Here is a 12,424-nt window from a genome sequence, read left to right as displayed (position 1 = left end):
GGCGGCTCACCGCTCAGCCCTTGACGGCACCGACCATCACGCCCTTGTTCATGTGGCGCTGGAGGAAGGGGTAGACGATCACGATCGGCAGGATGGACAGCACGAGGATCGCGGCCTGCAGCGCCTGCGAGGGCGGCAGCGCCGCGCCGGCGGCGGACGCCTCTCCGGCGCCGATGGCGGCGTTGTTCACCACGTATGTACGGAGAACCATCTGCATCGGCCACTTGGCGGACTCGTTCAGGTAGACCATCGCGTTGAAGAAGGCGTTCCAGTACGTGACCGCGTAGAACAGCCCGATCACCGCGACCGAGGCCTTGGACAGCGGCAGCACGACCCGCCACAGGATGTGGAGTTCACCGGCGCCGTCGATGCGCGCGGCGTCGATGATCTCGCCGGGCAGTCCCATGAAGAAGGACCTGAGCACGATCACGTTGAACGCGTTGATCATGGTCGGCAGGATCAGCGACCAGTAACTGTTGATCAGGCCCAGCTCTTTGACGAGCAGGTAGCTGGGGATGACGCCGGGCACGAAGAACATCGAGAGGAGGAGCAGCATCAGGACGGGCTTGTGGCCGTAACTGTCCGGCCTGCTCAGTCCGTACGCCAGCAGGACGGACGACAGCAGGCTCAGCGCCGTACCGACGACGGTGACCCCGATGCTGACCAGCAGCGCGCGGGAGACCAGACCGCCCTGGAGGATCGCCCGGTAGGAGCCGAGGGTGGGGTGGTCGGGCCAGAGGACGAAGCCGCCGGTCTCGTTGACCTGCGCGGCGTCGGCGAGCGAGGTCGAGACGATGGCCAGGAACGGGAGGAGCACCAGCAGGACACAGACCAGCACGATCAGTGACTTGACGGCGCGCCACGGCGGGGACCCCGGTGACCGGCCGGGTATCGCGCTGTACGTGCGCGACCGGGTGTCGCGGCGGGGCCTGGTGGGTGACAGGGTGGTCATTTCCGGTAGACCCCTTCCTCGCCGAAGAGATGGGCGACCTTGTTCGCGCCCAGTACGAGTGCCACGCCGACCACTCCCTTGACCAGGCCGACGGCGGCGCTGACGCCCCACTGCCCGGCGACCAGACCGTTGTTGTAGACGTAGGTGTCGAGTACCTCGGTCACGCCCTTGTCCATGCCGTTCTGCTGGAGGACGATCTGCTCGAAGCCGACGCTCAGCGCGTCGCCGAGCCGCAGGATCAACAGCAGCACCACCAGGCCGCGCAGGGCCGGCAGGGTGACGTGCCAGGTCTGCTTCCAGCGGCTGGCCCCGTCCATGGCGGCCGCCTCGTACAGGTCGTTGTCGACGCGGGAGAGCGCGGCGAGGAAGAGGATCGTGCCCCAGCCGGTGTCCTTCCAGATGACCTGCGAGGTGAGCAGTGACTTGAACAGCTCGGTGCTGCCGATGATGTTCCAGGTCCCCATGTCGTGTGCCTGGAGGAACACGTTGAGCAGACCACCGTTGCCCAGCATCTGCTGGAAGACGGCCACCACGACCACCCAGGACAGGAAGTGCGGCAGGTAGAGGATGTTCTGGACGCTCTTCTTGATCCGCTCGCTCACCAGACTGTTCAGCAGCAGCGCGAGGATCAGGGGCGCCGGGAACACGAAAACGACTTGGATCAGCGTCAGTTCGAGTGTGTTGACCAGCGCGTGGACGAAGGCGGGGTCACCGTTGAAGATGACGGCGAAGTTGTCGAAGCCGGACCAGCGGCTGTGCATGATGCCGATGAACGGCTGGTAGTCCTGAAACGCGATGACGTTGCCGAGCAGCGGCACGTAGTGGAAGACCAGCAGCACCAGGGTGCCGGGCAGGGCGAACCAGAGAAGGGCTTTGTCGCGCTTGTTCCGGGGACCGCGCCAGAGGCGCCGTGCGCTCCCGGGGGGCGGCGGATCCGCCGCATCCGGCCGTGCGGCCGGTCGGTCAAGCATCGTCATGGCATGAAAGCCCTTTCGAGGAGATACGGCGCCTCCGGCCCAGCACCAGGCCCAGCGGTGTCATGTAAATCCAATGGATTGCCTTACGTCAATGCTTCGAACAGGTAAATCCTGGCGGATCCCGTGACGTCTCATCAGCTCTGCATCCCTGCCCAGGCGTACAGAAAGCGCGTTCTCAACACGAGGTGTACCGTGTCGCCGTCAGAGGCGCAGGCCGGCGCCCGGACAGGCCCGTACGCACCCATTGGCCAGTAAGTACTTTTGCAAGCGGGGTGCGTCCGCATTGGATGGGCCCATGCACCGAGCAACAGACTTCGCCCTGACAGAACCGGAGTTGAGCGCGCTCCTCACCTGGGCCGAGGGCCGTGAGGACAGAGCCGTACGGGCCCGGATAGTGCGGGACGCGGCCGATGGCCTGAGCGTCTCGGACAGCGCCCGTCAACTGGGCGTGTCACGCCCCACCGTGACGGCCTGGCGGCGGCGTTACGCGGCGAACGGTCTCGCCGGTCTCGCCCACCGGCCGCGCAGCGGCCGTCCGCCGCGTATCGACGAGGCCGATGCGGTCGCCACCACGCTCGCGGGTCCGCCCGCGCCCCAACAGAGCTGGTCGGCACGGTCGTTGGCCGATCACCTGGGGCTGTCCCACACCGCGCTCAGCCGGGTGTGGCACCGCTGGCGTACCACTCCAGGGGACCTCGGAGGCCCGATCCTGCTTCCGACCGCGCCGGAGTTCGAGTGCCACAGGCCCGAACTGCTAGCCGTCTGGGCCGAGGAGAGCGGGAGGGCGGCCGTCGTCCTCACCGAGAGCGCCCTCGCGGGCCGGCGGCACACCACACCGGCCAGGCCCGAGGAGCGCCGGGCGCGGCACGCCGCACTGACCGCCGGACTGCGCCATGCACAGCGGCACACCACCGGCCGGGGCGCGGACGACGGAGGTGCGGACCGCGGCGGTGCGGAGGGACGGGGCGCGGACGACGGGGGCGTGGATCACGGGGACTCGGACAGACGGGGCACGGACGACGGGGGCGGGCAGCAGGCCGCCGCGCGCCAACGCTTCTCCGAGCGGGTACGGGCGCTCGCCGAGGCGCACCCGGGACACACCCTGCACGTCATCTCCTGGGGCCCCGGAGATCCCGGGACCGGTCGGGGGCAGCTCGTCCGGCACCGGCCGCACCCGGCCATGGGCTGGGCCGCCACCGTCTGTGTGATCGCCCAGCTGGAGCTGCTGCACCACCCGCACAAGGCGCGCCGGGCGCTCGACTCGCTGGCCGACTCCACCCGCAGACACGCGGCCTCCGGCACGGCGGAGCCGTATCTGTGGCAGCGTCCCACCGACGGCAGTCCGCCGGCCCCCGCGTCCCGCGTGGCACACCGCGCCTTCGATCAGCCGGCCCTCGGCTCCTTCAACGAGAAGCTGGTGATCGAGAGCATCCGGCTGGCCGGCGCGCTCAGCCGCGTCGAGATCGCGGCGCAGACCGGGCTCACCCCCCAGGCGGTCTCCCGCATCACCCGCAATCTGCTGACGGCGGGCTTCCTGACCGAGGACGCGCGCCGCACGGCGGGCAGGGGCAAGCCGCGCGTACCGCTGCGGCTGCGTCCTGAGGCGGCCTGTGCGATCGGGATCCATGTCGACCCGGAGATGATCACGCAGGTCGTGGTCGATCTCTGCGGGGGCGTACGCGACCGGCGTCAGCTGCCGCTGACCGGGCGCCGTGACCCGGCCTGGTGCATCGAGCGGATGGCGGGGATGGCGTCGGAGGCGGCCGAGGCCGTACGGCTCGTCTCCGGCACCCTGCTGGGGGTCGGGGTGGCGGCGCCGGGGCCCCTCGACGTCAACGCCGGGGTGATCCTCGACCCGCCGCTCTTCGAGGGGTGGCAAGAGGTGCCGCTGCGCGCCGAGTTGAGCAAGAAGCTGGGTATTCCCGTCCTGCTGGAGAAGGACGCCACGGCCGCCGCCGTCGGCGAGCGGTGGCTCGGCGCGGCGGAGCGCTCCGGCGACTTCGTCTATCTCTATCTGGGCGCGGGGGCGGGCAGCGGCGCCTTCCTGAACGGCGACATCTTCCGCGGATCGACCGGCAACGCGGGCGAGTTCGGCGAACTGTGCGCCTATGCCCTCGGCCGGCTCACCCCCGAGGGCGGCCCGCAGATGATCCCGGAGTGCGCCCCGATGTCGGCCGTGGTGGACAAGGCCGCGCGGACGGGGCTGGCCGTCGGGGACGAATCGCCCCACGAGGCGGTGTGCGCCGCCGTGGCGGACGGTGACGCGCGGGCGGTCTCCGCCGTACGGGAGGTGGCCGGGGTGGTGGCGCGCGGCGCGGTCGGGATGACCGACCTGTACGACACCGACCTGCTGATCGTCGGCGGACCCGCCGTTCCGCCCGCAGTGGCGGACATCTACCTCGCGGAGATCTCGGCCGCCGTCAACCGCTTCCCGATGGCCCGGCGGGTCCGGGAGGTCCGGGTCGCCTACTCGGCGCTGAACGACGCGGCGGCGGTGGGCGCCGCGTCCACCGTCTTCCACACGGCGTTCGCCCCGCGCCTGCGGACGCACGCGCGGTTCGGCGGCTGACGGACGAGAGGGTCCCCGGCCGCCCCGGCCGGGGACGTTCCCTTCAGGCCATCCGTTCCATGTCCTGGCGCCGCAGGGCCCCTTGGAGTGGTTCACCGGCGAGATACCGTTCGACTTCGGCCGTGGCGTACGCGCCGAGCCTGCGCACCTCACTGCCCAGCGCGCCCGCGAGGTGCGGGGTGACGAGCACATTGGGAAGCGAGTACAGCGGGTGCCCGGCGGGCAGCGGTTCCGGTTCCGTCACGTCGAGGTAGGCGTCCAGACGCCCGTCGGCGCACTCCCGGGTCAGCGCCTCGTGGTCGATGAGCGCGCCGCGCGCGGTGTTGATGACCACTCCGCCGTCCGGGATCAGCTTCAGCATCTCCGCGCTGACCAGGCCCCTCGTCTCGGGCAGCGAAGGCGCGTGGATGCTGACGATGCTGCTGCGGCGGCACAGGTCCGGCAGTTCCACCCGCTCCACGCCCCACTCCGCCGCGTCCGCGTCGGTGACATACGGATCGGTCAGCAGCAGCCGGTATCCGGCGTCCGACGCGCGCAGCGCGGCGATCACCCGGCGTCCGATGCGGGAGGCACCGATGATGCCGATCGTGCGGCCGTCCGCGCCCGGACGTTCGCCGGACCCGAGCCCGGCGGCGAGACGGGCGGCCGCGGGCAGTGCCTTCTTCCCGGCGAAGGTGACCGCGGCGAGGGTGAAGGCGACGACGGGCCCCGCGTTGGCGTCCGCCGCCGAGGAGACCACGATGCCGCGCTCCCACAGGGCGTCGGAGACGACGGGCCTGACGGACCCCGCCGCGTGCATGACCGCCCGCAGCCGGGGCGCCAGTTCCAGCACGTCCCCGCTGAGCCGGGGGCAGCCCCAGCCGGTGAGCAGGATCTCGGCCTCGGCCAGCGTGGCGCGGGCTCGCGCGTCCGTGGGCGGGCCGCTGAGCAGCGTCGGCGCGAGCCGCACGCTGCGGCTCAGGCGCTCGCGCAGATCCGCCGGGAAGACCTGGTCGGGCACATCGGGTGCCATGGCCAAGGCCGCGATCGGTCGGTCGGTCACTGGCTGATCCCTCTCTCGGGGGCTCTCGGGAATCGGGGAAGTCGGCGCGCTCCAGCGGGGCCCGGGCTGTGGTCGGGCGCTGTTGCCGCTCCAATAAATCCAACGGTGTGCCCGGCGTCAACGGACCCGGGCGCTGGAACCATCCGGTCTGCGGCCGGATCCCGCCCGGTGACGGGCCACATGGCCGGCCGAGTTCATCTGTCACGCCACGGAAACGGCAGATAAGTATTTTGACCGACCGGGTGAGCGAACCAGGGAAGCACGTTCGAGCGGCAGAGAAATCGGAACCCGTCACGTATGGGACGCATCGCAGCGGGCAGGAGGAGATCCTGTACGGACCGGACGTTCTGGAGGGTGATGTCATGTCAACCAGCACCGCGCAAGCTGGCCGGTCGGAGCAGGCCGAGGCTGTCCTGACGTCCGGTGCCGACGCATCCGCAGCCACGCTGCCGCAGATCGCCGACCCGTCAAAGGTCGCCCCGCGGGACGCGAGGGCGCTGTCCAAGCTGTTCTTCGACCAGCTCCAGGTCCTCGAAGAGGGCACGCCTGAATACCAGTACGCGCGCAACACCCTGATCGAGATGAACCAGTCGCTGGTGCGGTTCGCCGCGAGCCGGTTCCGCAACCGCGGCAGCGGCGAGATGGAGGACATCCTCCAGGTCGGCACGATCGGCCTCATCAAGGCGATCGACCGGTTCGACCTCTCCCGCGAGGTCGAGTTCACCTCCTTCGCGGTCCCGTACATCGTCGGCGAGATCAAGCGGTTCTTCCGTGACACCAGCTGGGCCGTACATGTGCCGCGCAGGCTGCAGGAGTTGCGCGTCGAGCTGGCCAAGGCCAAGGAACACCTCGCGACCGTCATGGACCGCGACCCGACCGTCAAGGAACTCTCCGAGCTTCTGGGCATCGAGGAGGAAGAGGTCATCGAGGGCCTGGTCGCGACCAACGGCTACACGGCGGGCTCCCTGGACATGCCCGCGAGCGAGGAGGGCCAGGCCACCAGCAGCGGACGCACCCTCTCCGATGTGCTGGGCGAGTCCGACCCGGCGATGGAGAAGGTCGAGGACCTGCACGCGCTGGCTCCGCTGCTCGAACAGCTCGACGAGCGCGAGAAGCACATCGTCCAGTTGCGGTTCGGTCAGGAGATGACCCAGTCGCAGATCGGCGCGGAGCTGGGTGTCTCGCAGATGCATGTCTCACGACTGCTCAACCGCATCATCTCGCGGCTGCGCGCGGGAATGCTCGTCGACATCTGAGGGCTCGCGCTACCGAACGTGAGGCGGACGTCCCGTGATCGGGGCGTCCGCCTCGTGCTGTCCCGTGGGCGTGCTGTCCCGCGTGGGCGTGCTGTCCCGTGGGCCGGGCCGTACCGGGCTGTCCTGCGGGCCGGGCCGCCCCGCAGGACAGCGCCCGGCCGCCGGTCAGGCTCCGGTCACACCCGGGTCAGCCGCAGGGTGACCAGCTCGAACGGGCGGAGCGCCAACGAGACGGCCCCGTCCGTCAGCTGCGGCCGCGCCACATCGGCGAGCGGGCGCTCCAGCAGGTCGGTGACGGCCAGGCCACCGACCTCCACGCCCACGGCGACCCGGACCTTGGCCCGGCCACCCGCCGACTCGTAGAGCCGTACGACCAGGTCGCCGCTCTCGTCGTCGGCCAGCTTCACCGCGCTGACGACGACGTCGTCGTTGTCGACGGTCACCAGCGGGGCGACCTCGCCGTCACCGGCGACCCTGCGCTCCGGCAGGTTGATGCGGTAACCCTCCCTGACCGCGTCCCCGATCGACGCACCCGGCGCCAGCGCGTGCCGGAAACGGTGCACGCCCTGGTCGGTCTGCGGGTCGGGGTAGCGGGGCGCGCGCAGCAGCGAGGCACGGACCGTGGTGGTCGTACCGGCGTCCGCGTCGCGCACCGCGCGGGTCACGTCGTGCCCGTACGTCGAGTCGTTGACGAGGGCGACGCCCCAGCCCGGCTCCGCCAGGTGGACGAAGCGGTGGTTGCAGGCCTCGAACTTGGCAGCCTCCCAGCTGGTGTTGGTGTGGGTGGCCCGGTAGACGTGGCCGAACTGGGTCTCCGAGGCGTACCGGTCTGCGTGCAGGTCCAGCGGGAACGCCGCCTTGAGGAACTTCTCCGTCTCGTGCCAGTCGACCTCGGTGGCGATGTCGAGCCGCTTCGCGTCCTGTGCGAGGGACAGCAGCTGGGTGACCTTGGACTTCCCGAAGCCGCGTACGACCGTGACGCCCTCGTCCGTCGCGGTGAGTTCGTCCACGCCGGTGAGGTCGGTGACGGTGTTGCGGTAGAACTCGTCGACGTCCCAGGCGTCCCACTGGTTCGGGAAGTCCGGGTGGATCTGGAGCAGGTTCGCCGCCTGGCCGGGCGCGACGGCCTCCCGCCCGGCCTCGATGTCGTATGCCGAGACCACCAGGCCCCGGCCGTCGATCTCGACCTTCAGCAGACCGTTGTCGAGGACGAAACCGCCGCCCTCGCGCGGCACGGGCCGGACCGCGTCCCCGGCGGAGGCCGGTCCCGCCCCGCCCGCCGCGACCCCGCCGCGTGCGTGCGGTGCGGAGTTGAAGAGCACCGTCGACGTGCTCGCGGCGTCACCGGCGAGCGCGCGCTGCGCCGTGTCGATGAGCCCGGTCAGCTCCTCGGCGACGGCCGCGTACGTCTTCTCGGCCTCGCGGTGCACCCAGGCGATGGAGGAGCCGGGCAGGATGTCGTGGAACTGGTGCAGCAGCACCGTCTTCCAGATCCGGTCCAACTGCTCGTACGGGTACGGCGCGCCGGTCCGGACGGCGGCGGTGGCGGCCCACAACTCCGCCTCGCGCAGCAGGTGTTCGCTGCGGCGGTTGCCCTGCTTGGTCCTGGCCTGGCTGGTGAGCGTGGCCCGGTGCAGTTCCAGGTACAACTCGCCCACCCAGACCGGTGGGTTGGGGTACTCCGCCTCGGCCTTGGTGAAGAACTCCGCGGGGCTCTCCCACCGCACGGTCGCGGAGCCTTCCAGGCTGCGCATCCGGGCCGCCTTGGCGACCATCTCGCGGGTGGTGCCGCCGCCTCCGTCGCCGAAGCCGGTCGGCGCGAGGGAGTTCCTCGCGACGCCCTTCTCCTTGAAGTTGCGCGCCGCGTGGGCGATCTGCTTGCCCTCCATCGCGCAGTTGTAGGAGTCGACGGGCGGGAAGTGGGTGAAGATCCGGGTCCCGTCGATGCCCTCCCAGCGGAAGGTGTGGTGCGGGAATTTGTTGATCTTGCTCCAGGAGATCTTCTGTGTGAGCAGCCACTTGGAGCCGGCGGCCTTGATGATCTGCGGCAGCCCGGCGGCGAAGCCGAAGGTGTCGGGCAGCCACGCCTCGTCGTTCTCGATGCCGAACTCGTCGAGGAAGAAGCGCTTGCCGTGCACGAACTGCCGGGCCATCGCCTCGGATCCGGGCATGTTGGTGTCGGACTCCACCCACATCCCGCCGGCCGGTACGAACCGGCCCTCCGCCACGGCCTTCTTGACCCTGGCGTAGACCTCCGGGCGGTGCTCCTTGATCCAGGCGAACTGCTGCGCCTGGGACATCGCGAAGACGAACTCGGGCTCGTCCTCGATCAGCGCGGTCATGTTGGCGGTCGTACGGGCGACCTTGCGGACCGTCTCACGCAGCGGCCACAGCCACGCGGAGTCGATGTGGGCGTGGCCGACCGCGCTGATCCGGTGGGCAGTGGCCGGCGCGGGCGTGGCCAGGACCTCGGCGATCTGCTCACGGGCGGCGGCCGCGGTGCCGTTCACGTCCTGGAGGTCGATCACGTCGAGGGCGCGGCTGACCGCGCGGAGGATCTCCCAGCGGCGGGCGCCTTCGAGGGGCAGCTCCACCATCAGCTCGCCCAGGACCTCCAGGTCCTGGATGAGATTCCAGACCGTCTCGTCGAAGACGGCGAGATCCATCCGGGCCAGGACGTAGTGCGGGTCGCTGCCCGCGGTCTCCTTGTCGCCGAGGTGCGTCGGCTCGAAGGGGTTGGCTCCCTGGAGGACCGGGTTGGAGGCGGCCTCGATGTGCAGGAGCACCTGCTCGCCGCCGGCCGCGGGAGCGCCGACGCGCACCCACTGGTTACGGGGGTTGAGGCCCTTCACCGGGCTGCCGTCGGGCCGGTAGACCAGGCCCTCGCACTGGAATCCCGGGGTGGCCTCGTTGAAGCCGATGTCGAGGATCGCCTCGACGGTACGTCCTGCCCACTCCTGAGGAACCGTTCCCGCGACGGTGAACCAGCTGGTGCCCCACGGAGCACCCCAGGGAGTGCCGATCGCGATCGGCTCGGTCGGGGCCGCCAGGCCCTCGTCCACCGGGACGGGCTCGCCCGGTGCGGTCCAGATGGCGACGTCCAGCGGTATCGATTCCGGATAGACGGCAGGCCGTACGCGCTCTTCGAGGACGCGCTTGAGGCGTGCTTCGACCAGGCTGTGGTCGTCGTGCATGAGGGCAAGCTCCTGGATAGCGATGGACACGGGTGCCGGGACGGCCGGTGCTGGTGGCCGGAGAACCGCTTGTAACCATCTCCGGACCTGAGCACTCCGAAACGGCTCGTGCCCTCCCCTCTGTCTCTTCCTGTGTCTTTCTACGTCTTTCTATGCCCACGCCCACCGTCTGTTCGCACAGCGTCACACCGGTCGGAGCTTGTCCTCGGTGGCGGCCGGACGCGGCACCGTCGCCGAGGGGCCCAGCGGCACCTGTGGCCCCGCGCCCTCGCGCAGCCAGCCGGCGAGGACCTCGTGCACCCGCTCGGCGCCGACGAGTTCGCCGTCGCCGGGGACCGGGTCCGGGAACGCGAGCGGCGACAGCAGGAAGGGCCTGGACTGCTCGCCGCCGAGTCCGCCGTGTGAGCCGATCTGCCCCTCGAACGCGTGCACCCGGCCGGTCGCCGGGTCGTACATCGAGTTGACCATGATGTCGGCCACGTGCGGGAAAGTGTCGGTGCGGCGTACCGCGTCGGCCGCGCCGGACCCCATGTCCGCCAGCGGGCCGCTGTCGTCCAGTTCGGCGAGCGGGATCTCCGCGCCGCCGGGACCGAGTACCACCGAACCGTGCTCCTCGCTGCGTACCAGCAGGAAGCCGATGCCGGGATGGCCCGCCAGCGTCCGCAGCAGCGCGGGGTGGCGCCGGTCGATCTCCTCGCGGCTCATCCGTCCCGGAACGTCGGGGAAGGAGACCAGGCCGAGGTTCCCGGACGCCAGCACGACGGGTTCCCTGCCGGGCGCCGGGCTCTCCTCCTCGCCCTCGGCCACCGGCCGGTTGAGGACGGCGCGTACGGCGTGCCGCGCGGCGAGCCGCGCCTCGGCGCCGCTCCTGGAGCGCTCGGCCCCGCGCGGCACAGTCAGCCCGCATCCGGCCCTGACCAGGTCCTTGAGCGTGAGCCCGTAGGCGCTTTCGAAGGTCTCGCCCGGGCTCTGGCCGTGGTCGGAGAGCAGCACGATCCGGTACGTGCGCGGCGCGTGCTCCGCGACCCTGGCGATCAGCCCGACGGAGCGGTCGAGCCGGTGCAGGACCCGCGCGGCGTCACGGCTGTGCGGTCCCGAGTGGTGGGCGACCTCGTCGTAGCCCAGCAGGTTCGCGTAGACGGCGGTACGTCCGGCCAGCATGTCGCCCATGACGGCGGCGACCACCACGTCCCGTTCCACGACGGTCGCGAAGGCTCTTATGAACGGGTAGAGCCCGCCGCGGCCCACCCTGGGCCGCTCCTTGCGCAGCCGCGCCCGGGTCGACTGGCTGATCTCGCGGCAGACTTCGGCGGCGAAGGAGACCGCCGTACGCACGGCGTTCGCCGGGTCGGAGAAGTACGCGAAGTATCCGGCCCGCGACCGGTTGGCCTTGCCGCGCCTGGCCGCGATCGAGAGCACCAGCGCGAGTTGGTCGGCGCCGCCGCTGAAGAGGTTGCCGCGGCTCGCGCCGTCGACGGTCAGCAGGCCGCCCCTGCCGGTGCGTTCGATGGCGCGGCGCTGGAGTTCGGCGGCGCTCGCGGGCCGGTTGCTGACCATGATCCGGCCGGTTTCCTTCTCGTACCAGCGGAAGGCGGGGAGGTCGAAGTTGGTGCCGTGCAGGATGCCGAGCTGGCTCGCGCCGGTCTGGCTGGACCAGTCGGTGCGCCAGGGTGTCAGCCGGTGGGTCGGCCGCTCACCCAGCCACCCGGCGATGTTGGGCATCACGCCGTCGGCCAGCGCCTCGCTCAGCACCCGGTGCCCCAGGCCGTCGAGCTGGATGAAGACCGTGCCTGCCGACTCGCTGTGCTGTCCGCCGTATGCACCGGCTTTCCGGCGCCGCCGGTCGGCGAGACGCCACAGCCGGCGACGGTAGGCGTTGTCGTCACCGACCGCGAGGGCGGTGGAGGTGGCGGAGGCGACGGCGGACATCACGGCCGCGACCACCACCGCGGTCTCCGGGTTCGCCACGCCGCGGCCGTCCGGGATGAGCCACAGAGCGATCAGCAGCAGCGAGCCGTTGAGGAAGAAGACGAGCACGCTGATGACGAGCGTGGGTACGAGCAGCAGCGCCCGGACGAGCAACGGCCAGACCAGCGCGCTCAGCAGACCGAACGCGCCCGCGCCCCAGCCCGCGGTGTACGCGGTCCTGCTGAAACTGTCCCCGTCGTCCGACTGGAGCCGGAAGTCGGGCAGGATGCCGGCGAGCGCCAGCATGGTCAGCGTGGACACCGCCCACACCACCATCACCCGCATCAGGGCTCTGCCCGTCGTAGCCCATCGCCCTCGCAGCACTCCGCACTCACCTCACGTCCCGGCCCGTACGCGTCTCACGGGCTCGGCCCCCAGCCTGACACAACGGGCGCACTGTCCCGTCCTTGACGGACACGGCAGACAAGCCGGACATGCGAACGATGCGCGGTATGCCCGGACATCG

The 12,424-nt window shown here is 70.7% G+C and carries 7 protein-coding genes; 2 read left to right on the top strand and 5 right to left on the bottom strand.

The features are described from left to right. Positions 1-13 precede the first annotated feature (13 nt). Both ACIP6N_RS02910 and ACIP6N_RS02905 read right to left on the bottom strand, forming a co-directional pair. Positions 14-952: a carbohydrate ABC transporter permease gene (locus ACIP6N_RS02910; RefSeq protein WP_401812317.1), complete on the bottom strand. Its 939-nt coding sequence runs from the start codon at positions 950-952 to the stop codon at positions 14-16. Beyond that, the gene (locus tag ACIP6N_RS02905) at positions 949-1,923 is read right to left on the bottom strand and encodes an ABC transporter permease subunit (RefSeq protein WP_401812633.1); all 975 of its coding nucleotides are present in this window, start codon (positions 1,921-1,923) and stop codon (positions 949-951) included. Before ACIP6N_RS02905 ends, ACIP6N_RS02910 begins: the two co-directional genes overlap by 4 nt. A gap of 301 nt (positions 1,924-2,224) precedes the next feature. On the opposite strand from ACIP6N_RS02905, the gene ACIP6N_RS02900 reads away from it, so the two are divergent. Beyond that, positions 2,225-4,498, top strand: a complete 2,274-nt coding sequence (locus ACIP6N_RS02900) for an ROK family protein (RefSeq protein ID WP_401812315.1) — start codon at positions 2,225-2,227, stop codon at positions 4,496-4,498. Between the two features lie 43 nt (positions 4,499-4,541). On the opposite strand, the gene ACIP6N_RS02895 is transcribed toward ACIP6N_RS02900, so the two are convergent. After that, positions 4,542-5,540 (bottom strand): hydroxyacid dehydrogenase, encoded by a 999-nt coding sequence (locus ACIP6N_RS02895; protein ID WP_401812313.1) that lies wholly within the window; start codon positions 5,538-5,540, stop codon positions 4,542-4,544. A 362-nt stretch (positions 5,541-5,902) separates the two neighbouring features. On the opposite strand from ACIP6N_RS02895, the gene ACIP6N_RS02890 reads away from it, so the two are divergent. Then, complete coding sequence (locus ACIP6N_RS02890) at positions 5,903-6,796, top strand: SigB/SigF/SigG family RNA polymerase sigma factor (RefSeq protein WP_401812312.1); 894 nt, start codon at positions 5,903-5,905, stop codon at positions 6,794-6,796. Positions 6,797-6,972: 176 nt separating this feature from the next. On the opposite strand, the gene ACIP6N_RS02885 is transcribed toward ACIP6N_RS02890, so the two are convergent. Next, entirely contained in the window at positions 6,973-9,990 is a 3,018-nt protein-coding gene (locus ACIP6N_RS02885; RefSeq protein WP_401812310.1) for an alpha-mannosidase, read from the bottom strand. A 183-nt stretch (positions 9,991-10,173) separates the two neighbouring features. After that, positions 10,174-12,243 (bottom strand): alkaline phosphatase family protein, encoded by a 2,070-nt coding sequence (locus ACIP6N_RS02880; RefSeq protein WP_401812632.1) that lies wholly within the window; start codon positions 12,241-12,243, stop codon positions 10,174-10,176. Between the last annotated feature and the right edge of the window lie 181 nt (positions 12,244-12,424).

The organism is Streptomyces sp. NPDC088725, from assembly GCF_044751305.1.
GTDB lineage: Bacteria > Actinomycetota > Actinomycetes > Streptomycetales > Streptomycetaceae > Streptomyces.
Note: the sequence above shows the minus strand (reverse complement) of the source record. Positions and strands in the feature narration are given on the sequence as shown.

Excerpts from the sequence above, each read along its gene's own strand:
- ACIP6N_RS02885 (WP_401812310.1), bottom strand. The coding sequence starts at position 9,990 with ATGCACGACGACCACAGCCTGGTCGAAGCACGCCTCAAGCGCGTCCTC.
- ACIP6N_RS02880 (WP_401812632.1), bottom strand. The coding sequence starts at position 12,243 with ATGCGGGTGATGGTGGTGTGGGCGGTGTCCACGCTGACCATGCTGGCG.
- ACIP6N_RS02890 (WP_401812312.1), top strand. The coding sequence starts at position 5,903 with ATGTCAACCAGCACCGCGCAAGCTGGCCGGTCGGAGCAGGCCGAGGCT.
- ACIP6N_RS02910 (WP_401812317.1), bottom strand. The coding sequence starts at position 952 with ATGACCACCCTGTCACCCACCAGGCCCCGCCGCGACACCCGGTCGCGC.
- ACIP6N_RS02905 (WP_401812633.1), bottom strand. The coding sequence starts at position 1,923 with ATGCTTGACCGACCGGCCGCACGGCCGGATGCGGCGGATCCGCCGCCC.
- ACIP6N_RS02900 (WP_401812315.1), top strand. The coding sequence starts at position 2,225 with ATGCACCGAGCAACAGACTTCGCCCTGACAGAACCGGAGTTGAGCGCG.